The organism is Streptomyces sp. NPDC059008, from assembly GCF_042749045.1.
Classification (GTDB): domain Bacteria; phylum Actinomycetota; class Actinomycetes; order Streptomycetales; family Streptomycetaceae; genus Streptomyces.
The window spans coordinates 1-16,776 of sequence record NZ_JBHYJC010000053.1 but is presented as its reverse complement, the minus strand read 5'-3'; the positions used below and the strand labels follow the sequence as shown (position 1 = coordinate 16,776).

Annotated in this window: 16 protein-coding genes; 7 read left to right on the top strand and 9 right to left on the bottom strand. The window is 72.2% G+C overall.

All coding sequences use genetic code 11. The annotated features are described in order from the left end of the window. Positions 1 to 176: 176 nt before the first annotated feature. Positions 177 to 524, top strand: a complete 348-nt coding sequence (locus ACFWZH_RS34625) for a hypothetical protein (RefSeq protein WP_384440652.1) — start codon at positions 177 to 179, stop codon at positions 522 to 524. Positions 525 to 613: 89 nt separating this feature from the next. On the opposite strand, the gene ACFWZH_RS34620 is transcribed toward ACFWZH_RS34625, so the two are convergent. Together ACFWZH_RS34620 and ACFWZH_RS34615 are read right to left on the bottom strand one after the other, a co-directional pair. Continuing rightward, positions 614 to 1,309 carry an RDD family protein gene (locus tag ACFWZH_RS34620; RefSeq protein WP_384440649.1) on the bottom strand — a complete coding sequence of 232 codons (696 nt, stop codon included), beginning with the start codon at positions 1,307 to 1,309 and terminating at the stop codon, positions 614 to 616. 128 nt (positions 1,310 to 1,437) lie between these two features. Beyond that, complete coding sequence (locus ACFWZH_RS34615) at positions 1,438 to 2,901, bottom strand: RDD family protein (RefSeq protein ID WP_384440646.1); 1,464 nt, start codon at positions 2,899 to 2,901, stop codon at positions 1,438 to 1,440. Between the two features lie 239 nt (positions 2,902 to 3,140). On the opposite strand from ACFWZH_RS34615, the gene ACFWZH_RS34610 reads away from it, so the two are divergent. Then, complete coding sequence (locus ACFWZH_RS34610) at positions 3,141 to 3,617, top strand: SsgA family sporulation/cell division regulator (protein ID WP_384440643.1); 477 nt, start codon at positions 3,141 to 3,143, stop codon at positions 3,615 to 3,617. 146 nt (positions 3,618 to 3,763) lie between these two features. Here ACFWZH_RS34610 and ACFWZH_RS34605 read toward each other — a convergent pair whose 3' ends face one another. The 4 genes from ACFWZH_RS34605 to hppD form a co-directional block, all read right to left on the bottom strand. After that, a complete protein-coding gene (locus ACFWZH_RS34605) occupies positions 3,764 to 5,209 on the bottom strand; it encodes a dihydrolipoyl dehydrogenase family protein (protein WP_384440640.1) in 1,446 nt (481 codons plus the stop codon). 85 nt (positions 5,210 to 5,294) lie between these two features. Continuing rightward, positions 5,295 to 5,585 (bottom strand): ribosomal protein L7/L12, encoded by a 291-nt coding sequence (locus tag ACFWZH_RS34600; protein ID WP_384440637.1) that lies wholly within the window; start codon positions 5,583 to 5,585, stop codon positions 5,295 to 5,297. Between the two features lie 95 nt (positions 5,586 to 5,680). After that, positions 5,681 to 7,045, bottom strand: coding sequence for an FAD-binding oxidoreductase (locus ACFWZH_RS34595; protein ID WP_384440634.1), 1,365 nt, complete (start codon positions 7,043 to 7,045; stop codon positions 5,681 to 5,683). 66 nt (positions 7,046 to 7,111) lie between these two features. Beyond that, positions 7,112 to 8,269: a 4-hydroxyphenylpyruvate dioxygenase gene (gene hppD, locus ACFWZH_RS34590; protein ID WP_384440631.1), complete on the bottom strand. Its 1,158-nt coding sequence runs from the start codon at positions 8,267 to 8,269 to the stop codon at positions 7,112 to 7,114. Between the two features lie 129 nt (positions 8,270 to 8,398). Here hppD and ACFWZH_RS34585 point away from each other — a divergent pair, with 129 nt between their 5' ends. The 5 genes from ACFWZH_RS34585 to ACFWZH_RS34565 all read left to right on the top strand — a co-directional run bounded on the left by ACFWZH_RS34585 (position 8,399) and on the right by ACFWZH_RS34565 (position 12,680). Continuing rightward, entirely contained in the window at positions 8,399 to 8,866 is a 468-nt protein-coding gene (locus ACFWZH_RS34585) for an Lrp/AsnC family transcriptional regulator (RefSeq protein WP_384440628.1), read from the top strand. 20 nt (positions 8,867 to 8,886) lie between these two features. Further along, positions 8,887 to 9,534 carry an ABC transporter permease gene (locus ACFWZH_RS34580; protein WP_384440624.1) on the top strand — a complete coding sequence of 216 codons (648 nt, stop codon included), beginning with the start codon at positions 8,887 to 8,889 and terminating at the stop codon, positions 9,532 to 9,534. 49 nt (positions 9,535 to 9,583) lie between these two features. Further along, positions 9,584 to 10,810 carry a betaine/proline/choline family ABC transporter ATP-binding protein gene (locus ACFWZH_RS34575; protein WP_384440733.1) on the top strand — a complete coding sequence of 409 codons (1,227 nt, stop codon included), beginning with the start codon at positions 9,584 to 9,586 and terminating at the stop codon, positions 10,808 to 10,810. Between the two features lie 83 nt (positions 10,811 to 10,893). Then, the gene (locus tag ACFWZH_RS34570; protein ID WP_384440730.1) at positions 10,894 to 11,691 is read left to right on the top strand and encodes an ABC transporter permease; all 798 of its coding nucleotides are present in this window, start codon (positions 10,894 to 10,896) and stop codon (positions 11,689 to 11,691) included. Beyond that, positions 11,688 to 12,680, top strand: a complete 993-nt coding sequence (locus tag ACFWZH_RS34565) for a glycine betaine ABC transporter substrate-binding protein (RefSeq protein WP_384440621.1) — start codon at positions 11,688 to 11,690, stop codon at positions 12,678 to 12,680. Before ACFWZH_RS34570 ends, ACFWZH_RS34565 begins: the two co-directional genes overlap by 4 nt. A gap of 15 nt (positions 12,681 to 12,695) precedes the next feature. On the opposite strand, the gene ACFWZH_RS34560 is transcribed toward ACFWZH_RS34565, so the two are convergent. The 3 genes from ACFWZH_RS34560 to ACFWZH_RS34550 form a co-directional block, all read right to left on the bottom strand. Then, positions 12,696 to 13,475, bottom strand: a complete 780-nt coding sequence (locus tag ACFWZH_RS34560; RefSeq protein WP_384440618.1) for a S16 family serine protease — start codon at positions 13,473 to 13,475, stop codon at positions 12,696 to 12,698. Positions 13,476 to 13,631: 156 nt separating this feature from the next. After that, a complete protein-coding gene (locus tag ACFWZH_RS34555; RefSeq protein WP_384440615.1) occupies positions 13,632 to 14,273 on the bottom strand; it encodes an IclR family transcriptional regulator in 642 nt (213 codons plus the stop codon). Between the two features lie 333 nt (positions 14,274 to 14,606). Next, positions 14,607 to 16,403 carry a DEAD/DEAH box helicase gene (locus ACFWZH_RS34550; RefSeq protein WP_384440612.1) on the bottom strand — a complete coding sequence of 599 codons (1,797 nt, stop codon included), beginning with the start codon at positions 16,401 to 16,403 and terminating at the stop codon, positions 14,607 to 14,609. Between the last annotated feature and the right edge of the window lie 373 nt (positions 16,404 to 16,776).

Here is a 16,776-nt window from a genome sequence, read left to right as displayed (position 1 = left end):
AGCCATGATGCGCCCGGGTGTTCGAACGCGCGGCGCTCTGTGCGCCCCCCGCGCCTCCACCCGTGGGTTAGGTCACGCTTACTTGGCGTTCCGCTCGGGCAGTAAGGACCGTAGGCTCGTGTGATGGCGCGCCCTTGACCGACACCCCTGCCGACCCTCCGAGGACGGATTCCGCCATGCCTCGTCCGACCGCCACCCAGCTCGCCTACGGTTCGGCCACCGTCTTTCTCTCCACCCTCGCGATGCTGCTGCTCTCCCAGACGGAGACCGGGATCGGGGTCGCGGTCATCGCCATCGCCGGGCTCGGGCTCGGCCTGCTCGTCGCCATGACGGCACCGATTCCGGGGGTGTCGCGGGTGGTCCGGCGGCATGTCGTACGGGCCAAGTCGCCCGGCGCGCCCGGGGAGTTGCACCCCGCGCCGACGCAGACGCCGTCACCGGCCTCGTCGCCGTACGGCCGGGTGTCGCGGGCCCGGGTCGCGTCGGCGGCCGGCGCCGCGGAGGCCGGCAAGCACGCGCACTGACCGGAGGGCACGCGCGGGGAAGCGGGCACTCGTGTGGGGTTTGTGGGCCCGTCCGGTGGTTCGTCGCCGGGTCGTGTGCCGTTACGCCGCTAGCCCGTCTCCGTGGACACCACGACGGTACTGGCGGCCTTGTCGTGCAGGCACTGCTGGTACGGCTTGTCCCAGGTGCACCACAGGACGTTGACCAGCCAGAAGAGGGAGCCCAGGCACCACACGATCATCGGCAGTGAATAGACCGCGGCCCGGATCCAAGCCGCCTGGCTGGTCGGGACCACGCCGTTCGAGAGCATCGCCACCCGGATCTTCATCACCATCTTGCCGAGGGTCTGACCGCTGCGGGCCACCATCAGCGCTTCGTAGATGATGTAGGCCAGCATCGTGGCGCCTACTACCGTGTACCACCAGGTGGCGGCCACCGCATCGCTGATGCTGAGGTGGCCCGCCACGTTGGCGGCTGCGATCACCCACATGATCACCCATACCGGCAGAACGACCACAATCCAGTCGATGATGCGGGCCAGCAGCCGCCGCCCCAGGTTCGCCAGCGGCGGCATCCCAGCCAGCGGATCGGCCGCCCCGTACCGCCCGCCGTAGGGATCGCCGGCGTACGGGCCAGCGCCGTACGGCGTTCCTCCGGAGGTGGGCCCCCGCGGCGGACCCTCAGGAGGCGGCGGGGGCGGTGGAGGTGTGCCTCCCGGAGGCGGCGGGCCTTCGCCGCCGCCCGTGCCGCCGCCCTGCGGTGAGCCGTTGCCGGGTGAGCCGTTGCCGGGCTGCTCGGTACTCATGGCCCGAGTCGACCCCTTGTGGGGGCGGACCGCATCCGGCGACGTCCGTTCGGGCTACCGGGGCGGTCCCGGCGGGTGCTCCGCCCGCCGGGACGGGCGGAGCGCCGGGCGCGGCGAACGCGGCGGGGTCAGTCGGACGCGACGAAGGTGCGCGCCAGCTTGTCGTGCCAGCACTGCCGCCACGGCTGGTCGAACAGGCACCACACCACGTTCACCACGCCGACGGCCAGCACGCCGAGCACGCTGTAGAGGAACCAGCGCTTGAGCGCGGCGCCCAGCGTCGGGCTGTCGTGGCTCTCGATGTCGAGGACCCGTACGCCGCACAGCTTCTTGCCCAGGGTGCGGCCCCACTTGAGGGTCGGCAGCGCCTCGTAGAGCGCTCCGCCGATCAGCAGGACGGCCAGGATCGTGGCGAAGACCGGGGCGGTGGTGCCGTCGACCAGGTAGACCGTCACCTGGCGGCCGGACTGCTTGGCCGCCTCGACCTTGGCGTCGAGGTGGTCGGTGACGGTGCTCCACATGGGGACGGCCACGGCGGCGGTGATCGCGCCCAGCACCAGGGTGTCGATCAGCCGGGCCGCCAGCCTGCGGCCGAGGCCGGCCGGGTGGCCCTGTGCGGCCTGCGCGGCGGCGAAGAAGGGGTCGGAGTCGGTCGGGGGCTTCCAGGGGATGACGCCCTCGGCGCCGGCGCCCTGCGCGGGGAGGCCGGCCGAGGGCGCGGGCGCCTGCCGGCCGGGGTGCTGCTGCGGCGGATGCTGCGGGCCCGGGTTCTGCGGGGCGGGGTTCTGCGGGGCCGGGGTCGGGTTCTGAGGGGCCGCGGCGCCCTGCTGGCGGCCGCCGACGGACGGCAGCGACTGCGGGGCGCCGCCACCGGGCGCGGCGGACTGCGGCCGCCCGGTGCCCGCGACGCGGATCGCCATGGTCTCGTTGGCCTTGGCGGGCTGGGCGGGCTGGTCGGCGGGGGGCCGTACCGCGCGGATCGCCGTGGTGCCCTGGTCGCCGGAGGCCGGGCCGCGGCGGGCCGCCGGGTTGACGGCGCGGATGGTGACCGTCCCGTCGGCCGGGGCCTCGGGCGGGCGCGACGCGGACGTGCCGGGCGCCTCGCCCGCCGCGGCCCCGTCACCGCTCTGCTCGTCGCGCTGCGGCGGCACGGTGCCCCAGGCGGCGGCGCCCGAGGGGGTGCCCGCGGGCGCCTGGTCCGGCGAGCCCCAGGAGACCCGGCGGTCGGCCTCGCCGCCGAAGCCGCTCTGCCGGGAGGCGTCGGCCTGCCAGGCGGAGGCCGGTTCGGGGCTGGCGCCGTGCAGCCGGGCCGGGTCGTCCCAGCTCGCGGCGGCGGGTGCGGCACCGGCCTCGCCGGCCGCCTCCTCGTCGAGGAAGACCGGCCCGGTCTCCTCGACGGTGGCGGGGACCGGCGGCGCCGCCGCGCCGGGCGGCGGCGCGGGCATCGCCTCGCCTTCGGCGGGGGCGGGCCGGCTGGTGCCCGGCACCCATGCGGCACCGTTCCAGTACCGGATGTAGCCGGGGATGGACGGGTCCGGGTAGAAGCCTGGCGTGGGGCTGCCGCCGGCGGATCCTGAGGTAGGGGCGCTCATGTCCGAAGTCCCGTATCTGTACTCGGCCTGGTGGGTGTGGGCAGCAGTCTGCCGCAACGCGGCGTCCACATCTATCAGACCCCGGGTCACATCGGTGCTCCCGCCCGCCACGACCACCTGGAAGAGGCCGGGGAAAAAAGTTGTACGAAGTCGTGTAAGGGTCCGGCGTACGGCGCCTCTCTCCTTGTGCGCGGGCCCGTCCCAGGTCCGCGGAGACGACAACGAGAGAGGCGGACCTCATGCACACCGTGGTGGAACGAGAGCTGGAACTGGGCCTGGTCCTGTCGCCGGAGCGCAGCATTCCGGTGCCGGCCCGGCTGACGTACCGGACGGACGACCCCTATGCCGTCCATGTCACCTTCCACGTGGGTTCGGACGCGCCCGTCAACTGGACGTTCGCCCGTGAACTGCTCGTCGAGGGCGTGTTCCGGCCGTGCGGTCAGGGCGATGTGCGGGTGTGGCCCACGAAGGTGGACGGCCGCAGCCTGGTCTGTATGGCGCTGAACTCGCCGGACGGCGAGGCCCTGCTTCAGGCGCCGGCCGCGGCGGTCTCGGCGTGGCTGGAGCGCACCTTGCGGGTGGTCCCGCCGGGGAGCGAGCAGGGGCATCTGGGCCTGGACAAAGGGCTGAGCGAGCTGCTGGCGCTGACGTCGCGGGACGACCAGTGGCCGGGCGGCACCTGGTCCTCGGACGAGTCACCGGAGCCGGGGGCGTAACGGGTGCCCGGGAGGCACGGTGGGAGTGCGCGATGAGGGCGCGAACGGTGGGCGGGGGCCGGTCCGGCGCCCGCCCCCGACGAGGGGCCGGGGCCTCTTCGGGGACGGGGGTCTTGCCGGGTCGGCGGGGCCGCGCGGCCGGGGGGTCAGCCGCGGTAGGCCTCCAGCAGCCGCAGCCACACCTCGCTGATCGTCGGGTAGGCCGGTACCGCGTGCCAGAGCCGTTCGAGGGGGACCTCGCCGGCCACCGCGACCGTCGCGGAGTGCAGCAGTTCGCCGACGCCGGGGCCGACGAAGGTGGCGCCGAGCAGCACCTCGCGGTCCAGGTCGACGACCATGCGGGCGCGGCCGCGGTAGCCGTCGGCGTACAGGGAGGCGCCGGCCACCGCGGCCAGGTCCTGGTCGACCACCCGGATCCGGTGCCCGGCCCGCTCCGCTGCGGCGGCGGTCAGGCCCACCGATGCGGCCTCGGGGTCGCTGAAGACGACCTGGGGGACGGCGAGGGTGTCCGCGGTGGCGGCGTGCGCGCCCCAGGGGTCGGATTCCAGGATCGGTACGCCCCGGGCCCGCGCGGCGATCGCGGCGCCGGCGATCCGGGCCTGGTACTTGCCCTGGTGGGTCAGCAGGGCGCGGTGGTTGACGTCGCCGACGCCGTAGAGCCAGCCGCCGGTCACGCCCGTCACCCGGCAGCTGTCGTCGACCTCCAGCCAGGAGCCGGGCGTCAGGCCGACCGTCTCCAGGCCGATGTCGTCGGTGCGCGGGGCGCGGCCGGTGGCGATCAGCAGCTCGTCGGCGATGATCTCGTCGCCGGAGTCCAGTTCGACGGTCACGGCGCCGCCCGGGGCCTCCCGGCGCACCTCGCGCACTTCGACGCCGGTGCGCAGGAACGCGCCCGCCTCGGCGAGCGATTCGGCGACGAGGTGGCCGGCGAAGGGCTCCATGCGGGGCAGCAGCCCGTCGCCGCGTACCAGGAGTGTCACCGAGGCGCCCAGGGCCCGCCAGGCGGTGGCCATCTCGACGCCCACCACGCCGCCGCCGACCACCACCAGCCGGCCCGGTACGGCCTTGGCGCTGGTGGCGTCGCGGCTGGTCCAGGGGCGGGCGGCGGCGAGTCCGGGGATGGGCGGCAGCACCGCGCGGCTGCCGGTGCACACCGCGACCGCGTGCCGTGCGGTGAGCACCTGTCCGCCGTCGACGACGACCCGGCGGGGTCCGGCCAGCCGGCCCTGTCCGCGGACCAGGTCGATGCCGACCGAGTCCAGCCAGCGGACCTGCCCGTCGTCCTTCCAGTAGGAGGTGAAGGCGTCGCGGTGGGCGAGGACGGCGGGCGCGTCCAGGGGGACGTCGGCGGCTTCCTTGAGGCCGGGTACCCGGCGTGCCTCGGAGCGGGCGGTGACCGGGCGCAGCAGGGCCTTGCTGGGCATGCAGGCCCAGTAGGAGCACTCGCCGCCGACCAGTTCGCTCTCGACGATCACGGCGCTCAGTCCGGCGGCGTGCGCCCGGTCGGCGAGGTTCTCGCCGGTCGGTCCCGCCCCCAGCACGATGACGTCGTACTCCTCATCGGAGGCTCTCCTCGCTTCGGTCGCTGCCATCGGCTCTCGCTCCCTGGGGTGGGCAGAGGTGGCCCGGTGGACGGGCTCCGGCGGTCCTTTCGGCCATCCTCTGCCCAGGGGGCCGTCACCGCATCCGGCGTTCGACCTCTTCCTTGGCCTCGGCGAGTCCGGATCCGGTCAGCTCGCGGTGCACCTTGATCGCCTGGATCTTCTTGCCCTGCGCCAGCAGGTCGTCGATCTGGGCCATCCGGGGGTCCTGGGGCTGCTCGACGCCGGCGTGGGCCAGCAGCAGGTCGACCTTCCGCTCCAGCCGTGCGAGGCGGCGGTCGAGGGTCTTGGAGCGGCGGTCGGTGGTGGCGGCCACCAGGGCGATGGCGAGGACGAGCAGGGCCAGTCCGGGGAGCGTGGAATCCATGCGGGGACTCTACGAGGTGGGGGGTGCGGGCGGCGGGAGCGGGGCCATGGACACGACAGGGGGTGCGTCCCCTGCCGTGTCCGCGATGCGGGGGGTCAGAAGACCTTCCCGGGGTTCAGGATGCCGCGGGGGTCGAAGACTTGCTTGATCCCGCGGTGCAACTCCAGGCCGACGTCGCCCAGTTCGCGGGCGAGCCACTCCTTCTTCAGGATGCCGACGCCGTGTTCTCCGGTGATGGTGCCGCCGAGTTGGAGGCCGAGCGCCATGATCTCGTCGAAGGACTCGTGGGCGCGGCGCTCCTCGTCCTGGTCGGCGGGGTCGAAGCAGACCAGGGGGTGGGTGTTGCCGTCGCCGGCGTGCGCGCAGACGCCGATGGTCAGGCCGTACTTCTCGGCGATGGCGGTGGTGCCTTCGAGCATGGCGGCGAGCTGGGAGCGCGGGACGCACACGTCGTCGATCAGCATGGCGGGCTTGATCCGCTCCAGGGCCGTGAAGGCGAGCCGGCGGGCCTGGAGCAGCAGTTCGGACTCGGCGGGGCCCTCGGCGGGGACGACCTGGGTGGCGCCGGCCTCCTGGCACAGGGCGCCGACGGCGGCGAGGTCGGCGGACGGGTCGGGGCTGTCGAAGGCGGCCAGCAGCAGCACCTCGGTGGACTCCGGCAGGCCCATCTGCGCCATGTCGTTGACGGCGCGGACGCTGGTGCGGTCCATCAGCTCCAGCAGCGAGGGGGCGTGGCCGCGGGCCATGATCTCGCAGACGGCCCGGCCGGCCGCGGCCACGGAGGCGAACTCGGCGACCAGGGCGAGCTGTCGGGGCGGGTTGGGCTTGAGGGCGAGGGTGGCGCGGACGACGACGCCGAGGCTGCCTTCGGAGCCCACGAAGAGGCGGGTGAGGTCGTAGCCCGCGACTCCCTTGGCGGTGCGGCGGCCGGTCTTCACCAGGCGTCCGTCGGCGAGGACGACGTCCAGGCCGAGGACGTACTCGGCGGTGACGCCGTACTTGACGCAGCACAGGCCGCCGGCGGCGGTGCCGATGTTCCCGCCGATGGTGCACGTCTCCCAACTGGAGGGGTCCGGCGGGTAGTAGAGACCGTGCTCGTTGACCGCGCGGGAGAGTACGGCGTTGACGACGCCGGGTTCGACGACCGCGAGCCGGTCGACGGGGTTGATCTCCAGGATGCGGTCCATCTTCACCAGGGACAGCACGATGCAGCCGTCGGTGGCGTTGGCGGCACCGGACACTCCCGTGCGCGCGCCTTGCGGGACGACCGGGACGCCCAGTTCCGTCGCCGTGCGCATCACGTGCTGGACGTGTTCGACGGTGCGGGGCAGCACGACGACCGCGGGGGTGCCCGCCGCGCAGAAGTTGGCCATGTCGCGGGCGTAGGAGCCGGTGACGTCCGGGTCGGTCAGGACGGCTTCCTCGGGGAGCCCGGCGCGCAAATGTGCGATGAGGTCCATGCCTCAAGCCTCGCATCCGTGGGCCGTACACGGAAGATCGCGTACGGCCCACGGTGACGGGCGGGCTCAGAGGTTGCCGCGGCGCTCCTGCTCGCGCTCGATCGCCTCGAACAGCGCCTTGAAGTTGCCTTTGCCGAAGCCCAGGGAGCCGTGCCGCTCGATCATCTCGAAGAAGACGGTCGGGCGGTCCTGGACCGGCTTGGTGAAGATCTGCAGCAGATAGCCGTCCTCGTCGCGGTCGGCGAGGATCTTCAGCTCGCGCAGTTCGTCGATCGGTACGCGGGTGTCGCCGACCCACTCGCCGAGGGTGTCGTAGTAGGAGTCGGGCACGTCGAGGAACTCCACGCCCGCGGCGCGCATCTGACGCACGGTGGCGACGATGTCGTTGGTGGCCAGGGCGATGTGCTGCACGCCGGGGCCGCCGTAGAACTCCAGGTACTCGTCGATCTGCGACTTCTTCTTGGCGATCGCCGGCTCGTTGATGGGGAACTTGACCTTCTTGGTGCCGTCGGCGACGACCTTGGACATCAGCGCCGAGTACTCGGTGGCGATGTCGTCGCCGACGAACTCCTTCATGTTGGTGAAGCCCATGACCTTGTTGTAGAAGGCCACCCACTCGTTCATCCGGCCGAGCTCGACGTTGCCGACGCAGTGGTCGATGGCCTGGAAGAACCGCTTCGCCGGCGGCTCGACCACGGGCGGCGCGGCGACGAAGCCGGGCAGGTAGGGGCCGTCGTAGCCGGTGCGCTCGACGAGGGTGTGCCGGGTCTGGCCGTAGGTGGCGATGGCGGCCAGGACGACGGTGCCGTGGTCGTCCTTGAGTTCGTGGGGCTCCTGAAGGCCGGTGGCGCCGTGGGCGACGGCGTACTCGTAGGCGGCGCGGGCGTCGGGGACCTCGATGGCGAGGTCGACGACGCCGTCGCCATGGGCGGCGACGTGGTCGGCGAGGAAGCGGCCCCGTTCGGTGGTGGGCTTGACGACGGAGGTGAAGACGAACCGGGCGCCGCCGGATTCGAGCACGTAGGTCGCGGTTTCGCGGCTGCCGTGCTCCGGCCCGGAGTAGGCGACGCGCTTCATGCCGAAGGCGGTGGAGTAGTAGTGCGCGGCCTGCTTGGCGTTGCCGACGGCGAAGACGACCGCGTCCATCCCCTTGACCGGGAAGGGGTCCGCCTGCCGAGCCGAGCTGGGGGTGGTGGGCTGGGTGTGCATCGTGGTGTCTGCCATGGCCGCAGAGTCCCTCCGATCCACAAGATGCGCAATAGTTTCCGGATCTCCTGGGCATTGTGTATAGCGAAAGGGCGGTTACTTCGGGCTATCTGTACATGATGACCATCGAAAACGAAGGAGTCGGCGATGGCGATCGATCATTTGGACGGGGCGCTGCTGGAGCTCCTGGCGAAGGAGCCGCGGATCGGGGTGCTGGAGGCGTCGCGGCGGCTGGGGGTGGCGCGCGGGACGGTCCAGGCCCGGCTCGACCGGCTTCAGTCGAATGGAGTGATCCGCGGCTTCGGGCCGGACGTGGACCCCGCCGCGCTGGGCTATCCCGTCACCGCGTTCGCGACCCTGGAGATCAAACAGGGGCAAGGGGGCGACGTACGGGCGCACTTGGCCACCGTTCCCGAGGTGCTGGAGCTGCATACAACGACGGGACATGGGGACATGCTCTGCAGGCTCGTCGCCCGCTCCAACGCCGATCTGCAGCGGGTGATCGACCGGGTCGTGGGCTTTGATGGCATCGTGCGGGCATCGACGGCGATCGTGATGGAGAACCCGGTCCCATTGCGGATCATCCCGCTGGTGCAGCAGGCTTCGGGAGACTGACCGACCGAGGAGAGCGACGGGTGAGCTTCTGGGAGTACGTCGAAAACCGGCACGCCCAGCTGCTGATGGACACGTATCAGCACGCCAGCGCGGTCTTCCAGTGCATGGTGATCGCCACCGTGCTGGGGGTCCTCGTCGGGGTCGTGACCTACCGCAGCGAATGGGCGGGCAGCCTCGCCACCACCGCGACCGCCACCATCTTGACCATCCCCTCGCTGGCCATGATCGGCCTGCTGATCCCGCTGGTGGGCCTGGGCGTCGCCCCGACCGTCATCGCGCTGACCCTGTACGGGCTGCTGCCGGTGGTCCGCAACGCCATCGTCGGGCTGCGCGGGGTGGACCCGGCGCTGGTGGACGCGGCCAAGGGCATCGGGATGTCGCGCACCGCCCGGCTCCTGCGGGTCGAACTGCCGCTGGCCTGGCCGCCGATCCTCACCGGCATCCGGGTCGCCACCCAGATGCTGATGGGCATCGCCGCCATCGCCGCCTTCGCCTCCGGTCCCGGTCTCGGTAACGAGATCTTCCGCGGGATCGCCTCGCTGGGCAGCGCCAACTCCCTCAACCAGGTGCTCGCCGGCACCCTCGGGATCGCCGTCCTGGCCCTGCTCTTCGACGCCGTGTACGTCCTGATCGGACGCCTGACCATCTCCAGGGGGATCCGTGCCTGAGCCGACCGGTAAGCCGCACAGCGCCGCCGCCTCGGGCGCGAGCATCCAGCTGGAGAACCTGACGAAGGTCTATCCGGGCAACCCCAACCCGGCCGTGGACAACGTCAACATGGAGATCAAGGCCGGCGAGACGGTGATCTTCGTGGGGCCCTCGGGCTGCGGCAAGTCCACCACCCTGAAGATGATCAACCGGTTGATCGAGCCGACGTCCGGCCGGATCCGGATCGGCGACGAGGACGTCACCGGCATCGACCCGGTCAGGCTGCGCCGCAGGGTCGGCTACGCCATCCAGGCCTCCGGCCTCTTCCCGCACATGACGGTCGCCCAGAACATCGCCCTGGTCCCCAAGATGACCGGCTGGTCCAGGAGCCGGATCGCCGGCCGGGTCGAGGAGATGCTCGATCTGGTCGGCCTGGACCCCGGCGAGTTCCACGACCGCTACCCGCGCCAGCTCTCCGGCGGCCAGCAGCAGCGCGTCGGCGTGGCCCGCGCGCTCGCCGCCGACCCGCCCGTACTGCTGATGGACGAGCCCTTCGGCGCCGTCGACCCGATCACCCGCGACCACCTCCAGGACGAGCTGATCCGGCTCCAGCACGAGCTGCACAAGACCATCTGCTTCGTCACCCACGACTTCGACGAGGCCATCAAGCTCGGCGACCGCATCGCGGTGCTCCGCGAGCGCTCGCACATCGCCCAGTTCGACACCCCCGAGGCGATCCTGACCAACCCCGCCGACGACTTCGTCTCCGGCTTCGTGGGCGCGGGCGCGGCCCTCAAGCGGCTGAACCTGACCCGCGTACGGGACGTCGGCGTGGTCGACTTCCCCACCGCCGGGATCGACGATCCGCTGCAGTCGGTCTTCGACCTGCTGGGCACCGGCGCGCACAACGAGCTGCTACTGCTGGACCGCAACCGCCGCCCCTACAAGTGGCTGCGGCGCAGCGATCTCGCCCGTGCCCAGGGATCGCTGGCGCGGGCCGGCACCCTGGTCGCCGACACCGTGACCCGGGACGCGACGCTGCGCGACGCCCTGGAGGCGGTGCTCACCGACAACGCGGGCCGGGTCGCGGTCACCGGGCGGCGCGGCGAGTTCATCGGGGTGGTCGACATGGAGACCCTGATGAACAACGTCCATGAGCTGCTGGAGGCGGACCGCCTGGAGGCCGCCGAGCAGCAGCACCGGCTCCAGGAGGAGCGCAGCCGCCGCACGCAGCAGGAGCAGGAGGGCCTCGGCGGCGCGGGCGGCTCCGAAGGCGCCGCCGGGAGCCGGGCGTGAGCGCCGGCGACGACGGCGGGGCGCGGCGGGGCGGGCACCGTCCGAGCACCCATGAGGCCCTCGCCTTCCGCGACGACGTCGAGATGGCGCAGCGGGAGGTGGCGTCCGGTGAGGCGCCCACCCCCTCCGCCCCGCCCGGTGAGCGCCGGATCAGCTGGCAGAAGTGGACCTTCATGCCGGCCTTCCTGCTCGCCGCGCTGCTGGCCACCTGGCTGTGGTTCCGCGGCGCCGAGCTGGACTCCATCGCCCACCAGGCGGTGGACGACGGCAAGGTGTGGCTGGCGCTGCGCCAGCACCTCGTGCTCACCGTGGTCTCCACGTTCTTCGTCCTGGTCATCGCGATCCCGCTGGGCATCGCGCTGACCCGGTCCCGGCTGCGCCGCGCCACCCCCTTCGCGATGGCGCTGGCCAACCTCGGCCAGGCCGTGCCCGCCCTGGGCCTTTTGATCCTGCTCGTCATCTGGCTGGGCATCGGGCCCCGCGCGGCGATCGTCGGCATGGTCCTCTACGCCGTGCTGCCGGTGCTGGCCAACACCATCGCGGGGCTGCGCGGTATCGACCCGACGCTGACCGAGGCGGCCCGGGGCATCGGCATGTCCGCCACCGGCGTACTGGCCAAGGTCGAACTGCCGCTGGCCGTGCCGCTGATCCTGGCGGGCGTGCGGACCGCGCTGGTGCTGAACGTCGGCACCGCGACGCTGGCCACCTTCGGCGGGGGCGGCGGCCTGGGGGATCTGATCTCGGCGGGCATCGTCACCCAGCGGATGCCCGTACTCGTCCTCGGTTCGGTGCTGACCGTGGCGCTCGCCCTGCTCGTGGAGTGGCTGGCCTCGCTCGCCGAGCTGCTGCTGCGGCCGCGCGGCCTGGAGGTGGCCGCATGAGCGCCCGCCGCCGGGCCGGCCGGCTCCTTTCCGCCGGGGCGCTGCTGGCGGCCCTGGCCCTCGGCGGCTGCGGGCTGGTCAGCGGCAGCGCGATGACCGACGACGTCCTGCCGGGTCCGCACGCCGGCTATGGGGACCGGCCGCTGACCGGGGCGCAGCTGACCGTGACCTCGAAGGAGTTCACCGAGCAGATCGTCCTCGGCCAGATCATGGGCCTGGTCTTCGAGGCGGCCGGCGCCAAGGTCATCGACAAGACCAGCATCCAGGGCTCGATCGGCGCGCGGGAGGCGGTCAAGTCCGGCACCGCGGACGCCGCGTACGAGTACACCGGAACCGGCTGGATCACCTACCTCGGCCACACCACGCCCGTCGTCGATCCGCACGAGCAGTGGCGGGTGGTCCGCGACGAGGACCGCGAGAACGGCGTCGTCTGGTTGCCGCCGTCGACGCTGAACAACACCTACGCGCTGGCGCTGAGCCCCGCCGACGCCGCGAAGTACGGCACCAAGACGCTCTCCGACCTGGGCGAACTGCTGAAGAAGGACCCCGGCGCGGTCACCTTGTGCGTGGAGAACGAGTTCGCCACCCGCAACGACGGGCTGCCCGGGATGACCCGGAAGTACGGCATGAGGATCCCGCCCGCCCAGGTGCAGCGGATGGCCGCCGGTGTCATCTACACCCAGATCCAGCAGGGCGGCAGCTGCACGTTCGGCGAGGTGTACACCACCGACGGCCGGATCAAGGCGATGAATCTGCGCCTGCTCGCCGACGACCGGCACTTCTTCCCCAACTACAACGCCGCCCCCGAGATCAACGCCGCGTCGCTGAAGAAGCACCCGGCCATGGCCGAGGTGCTGGCGCCGGTCACCAAGGCCCTGAACAACACCGTCGCCCAGGAGCTCAACCGCAGGGTCGACGTGGACGGCGAGGATCCGCACGAGGTCGCCAAGGACTGGCTGCTGCGGGAGGGGTTCATCAAGGAGGGGTAGCGCGTGCTCCCCGGCTCAGCAGCTGGGGACCGGGCCCCCGGCCCGCAGCGCCTTCAGGGCGTCCACCGCGCCGTCGAGGGTGGTGACCGGGATCAGCCGCATCCCCTTCGGCAGCTCCGCCCGCGCGTCCGCGCACTCCTTGCGGGGAACCAGGAAGACCGAGGCGCCGTCGCGGTGCGCGGCCTGCGTCTTCAGCGGGACGCCGCCCACCGCCCCGACCTTGCCGCCGGCGGTGATCGTTCCCGTACCGGCGATGGTCCGGCCGCCGGTCAGATCATGGCCCGCGCCGTCCCCGTCGAGCTTGTCGACGATGCCGAGGGCGAACATCAGCCCGGCGCTGGGCCCGCCGACGTCCGCGAGGCTCAGCTTGACCTTGATGTCCTTGGGCGACTTGCCGAGCTGGTCGAGGGCGGCGGCGGTGGCGGTGTCCTGCGAGTGCTCCATCTGCGCGGCGTTGTGCTCGGCGATCTCCTCGGTGCTGTCGCCCACCGGGTAGACCGCCTCCCGCGGCATCACGGCCTCGTCCGTACGGAACCAGGCCTTGGCGATGTCCGGCAGACGGACCGAGGCCTCCGGGCCGGTGGCGACGATCGAGGTCATCCGCAGCTGCCCGCTCGTCCTGCGGGTCCCGGCACCGGTGACGGTGATCACCGGCTTGCCCTTGTCGTCACCGAGGACGTTCGCCGTCATCCCCGGATACGCCACCGAGTACGGCAGCGGGGCGAGGATCGCGGTGACGACGAGGGCGAGGACAAGGGCGGTGCAGAGCGCCAGGGCGCGAGCGCGTGAGGACACTCCGCCACCCTAATTGACCCCCGCCCCACCAGGCCCTTATGGCGCTACGGGCTCACCGCACGGCCACGGGGCCTTCACACTCCGTGGACGCGGGCGGGGTGGCGGCGGGCGGATGCCGGGGCCGCCGGCACGGTCACCGTGCGGGGGCCGCCGGCCTCACCGCAGCGCCTCGGACACCTCCCGGGCCGCGTCGACCACCCGCGGGCCGATCCGTTCGGAGACGTTGTCCGCGAGCATCACCACGCCCACGCTCCCCTCGATCCCGCTGACCCCGAGCAGCGGCGCCGCCGCACCGCTGGCGCCGGCCTCCAACTCGCCGTGTGTCAGGGCGAGTCCGGCGTCGTGGAGCCGGCCCTGGCGGGCCTTGAGGATCGCCCGTCCGGCGGCCCCCCGGTCCAGCGGATGGCGGAAGCCGGCGCGGTAGGCGACGTGGTAGTCGGTCCAGGTCGGTTCGACGACGGCGACGGCCAGGGCCTCCGTGCCGTCGACCAGGGTGAGGTGCGCGGTGGCCCCCACGTCCTCGGCGAGCGACCGCAGGGCGGGCAGCGCGGCCTCTCTGACCAGCGGATGCACCTGACGGCCCAGGCGCAGTACGCCCAGGCCCACCCGGGCCCGGCCGCCTATGTCGCGGCGCACCAGGGCGTGCTGCTCCAGTGTGGCCAGCAGGCGGTAGACCACGGTGCGGTTGACGCCGAGCTTGTTGGACAGCTCGGTGACGGTCAGTCCGTGGTCGGTGTCGGCGAGAAGTTTCAGGACGCGCAGTCCACGGTCGAGTGTCTGGGAGGTCTCTGCGGTCACGACGCCCCTCCTGGGTGAGTGGCGGCACTCGGAAGCGACGCGCTGCGGGTCCCGGAGCAGCGCGCGCAAGAGGCCGCCGGCCGCATGGCACCGGCTGCGCTCCGCGGCGGCGCTGCCACGGGGCGTGTGCGTGACCGGGACAGTAGCGAGCCAGTCCGGTCAGCGGAAGAGTCCGTCCAGAATCCGGGCTCTCCCGCCCGGAATATCCCGATGAGACCGTTCATGAGGGCGTGTTGTGCTTCAGCCTGGGCTAAAGGTCACGGGTCCGTCACGGCACACGAAACGGGTGGCACCCCGTGTCCACGGAGCACCACCCGCACGGCGGGGACGCGCTCAGCGCATCCGCGTCGCCCACTCCCGTACCTTCTTGATCCGCTCGCCCAGCTGCCCGGCGGTGGCCTCCGCACTCGGCGGCCCCCCGCACACCCGGCGCAGCTCGGTGTGGATCACACCGTGGGGTTTGCCGCTCTGGTGGACATACGCCCCCACCAGCGTGTTCAGCTGCTTCCTCAGCTCCAGCAGCTCCTTGTGCGTGACCACCGGACGCCGCTCGGCCGGGATCTCCAGCAGATCCGCCTCCGCGTCCGGCTTCTTCCTGCTGTGGGCGATCTGCCGGGCCTGCCGCTTCTGCAGCAGCATCTGCACCTGGTCGGGCTCCAGCAGCCCGGGGATGCCGAGGTAGTCCTGCTCCTCCTCGCTGCCGGCATGCGCCTGCATACCGAACTCGGCACCGTCGTAGAGGACCCGGTCGAAGACCGCCTCCGACTCCAGCGCCTCGAACGAGAACTGCTCCTGCTCCCCGGTGTCCTCGTCCTGCTCCTTGTTCGCCTCCTCCATCTCCTTCTCGGATTCGGCGTACGGGTCCTCCTCGCCGTCCTTCTTCGGCTTGTCGAGCACATGATCGCGCTCGACCTCCATCTCGTTGGCGAAGCCGAGCAGCGTGGGAACGGTGGGCAGGAACACGGAGGCCGTCTCACCGCGCTTGCGCGAGCGGACGAAGCGCCCCACCGCCTGCGCGAAGAACAGCGGCGTGGAGATGGTGGTGGCGTACACCCCGACCGCCAGGCGCGGCACGTCGACGCCCTCCGACACCATCCGCACCGCCACCATCCAGCGGTCCTGCGAGTGCGAGAAGTCGTCGATGCGCTGCGAGGCACCGGAGTCGTCGGACAGCACCAGGGTCGCGCCCTGCCCGGTGATCTCCCGGATCAGCTTGGCGTACGCCCGCGCCTGCTCCTGGTCGGAGGCGATGACCAGCGCGCCGGCGTCCGGAATGGACTTGCGGACCTCGGTCAGCCGCTGGTCGGCGGCCCGCAGCACGTTCGGCATCCAGTCGCCGCGCGGATCCAGCGCGGTCCGCCAGGCCTGCGAGACCGCGTCCTTGGTCATCGGCTCGCCGAGCCGGGCCGCTATCTCGTCGCCGGCCTTGGTCCGCCAGCGCATGTTGCCGCTGTAGGAGAGGAAGATGACCGGCCGGACCACGCCGTCGCCCAGCGCGTTGCCGTAGCCGTAGGTGTAGTCGGCGGCCGACCGCCGGATGCCGTCGTTGCCCTCCTCGTACGTGACGAAGGGGATGGGGTTGGTGTCGGACCGGAAGGGCGTACCGGTCAGCGCCAGCCGCCGGGTCGCCGGCTCGAACGCCTCCAGGCACGCCTCGCCCCAGGACTTCGAGTCGCCGGCGTGGTGGATCTCGTCGAGGATCACCAGCGTCTTGCGCTGCTCGATGCGGTTGCGGTGCAGCATGGGCCGCACGCCCACACCCGCGTAGGTCACCGCGACGCCGTGGTACTCGCGGCCCAGCGGCCCGGCGCTGTACTCCGGGTCGAGCTTGATCCCCACCCGGGCCGCCGCCTCCGCCCACTGCTTCTTCAGATGCTCCGTCGGCGCGACGACCGTGACCTGCTGCACGACGTGGTGGTGCAGCAGCCACGAGGCGAGCGTGAGCGCGAAGGTCGTCTTGCCGGCCCCGGGCGTCGCCACCGCGAGGAAGTCTCTGGGCTGGCTCTGGATGTAGCGGTCCATGGCCGCCTGCTGCCAGGCGCGCAGCTTGTTCGCGGTGCCCCAAGGGGCCCGGCCGGGAAAGGCCGGGGACAGGTGATGGCTGTTGGTGGCGCTGGTGGTGGTAGTCACGGTCTCCGTCGGCTGGGTCGGCGGTCGGCAACCGCGCAAGCCTATCCGCTGCGCTTGGCCGGCTTCCCACGTGTTCGGGTTCCCCGCCGTGGGGGGGCGCTCGGTTCGCCCGCCTGCGGCGGGGGCGCCGCTTGGGCTTGCTTCCCACGTTGTCGGCTGGCCCGCCGTGGGGGTTGTTGTTGGTTCGCCTGCGGCGGGCGGGACGCTGCGCTGGGCTGGCTTCCTACGTCGTCGGCTAACCCGCCGTGGGGGCTTCGCTGGGTTCGCCTGCGGCGGGCGGGGTCCGCTGCGCGGGGCTTTCGGGTGCCGGTGACGGGCCTCCGGGGTAGGGGTGTGGGACTGCTGCGCTTTACGTCCCACACCCCTACCCCTC

Excerpts from the sequence above, each read along its gene's own strand:
- ACFWZH_RS34625 (WP_384440652.1), top strand. The coding sequence starts at position 177 with ATGCCTCGTCCGACCGCCACCCAGCTCGCCTACGGTTCGGCCACCGTC.
- ACFWZH_RS34620 (WP_384440649.1), bottom strand. The coding sequence starts at position 1,309 with ATGAGTACCGAGCAGCCCGGCAACGGCTCACCCGGCAACGGCTCACCG.
- ACFWZH_RS34615 (WP_384440646.1), bottom strand. The coding sequence starts at position 2,901 with ATGAGCGCCCCTACCTCAGGATCCGCCGGCGGCAGCCCCACGCCAGGC.
- ACFWZH_RS34610 (WP_384440643.1), top strand. The coding sequence starts at position 3,141 with ATGCACACCGTGGTGGAACGAGAGCTGGAACTGGGCCTGGTCCTGTCG.
- ACFWZH_RS34605 (WP_384440640.1), bottom strand. The coding sequence starts at position 5,209 with ATGGCAGCGACCGAAGCGAGGAGAGCCTCCGATGAGGAGTACGACGTC.
- ACFWZH_RS34600 (WP_384440637.1), bottom strand. The coding sequence starts at position 5,585 with ATGGATTCCACGCTCCCCGGACTGGCCCTGCTCGTCCTCGCCATCGCC.
- ACFWZH_RS34595 (WP_384440634.1), bottom strand. The coding sequence starts at position 7,045 with ATGGACCTCATCGCACATTTGCGCGCCGGGCTCCCCGAGGAAGCCGTC.
- hppD (WP_384440631.1), bottom strand. The coding sequence starts at position 8,269 with ATGGCAGACACCACGATGCACACCCAGCCCACCACCCCCAGCTCGGCT.
- ACFWZH_RS34585 (WP_384440628.1), top strand. The coding sequence starts at position 8,399 with ATGGCGATCGATCATTTGGACGGGGCGCTGCTGGAGCTCCTGGCGAAG.
- ACFWZH_RS34570 (WP_384440730.1), top strand. The coding sequence starts at position 10,894 with ATGGCGCAGCGGGAGGTGGCGTCCGGTGAGGCGCCCACCCCCTCCGCC.
- ACFWZH_RS34565 (WP_384440621.1), top strand. The coding sequence starts at position 11,688 with ATGAGCGCCCGCCGCCGGGCCGGCCGGCTCCTTTCCGCCGGGGCGCTG.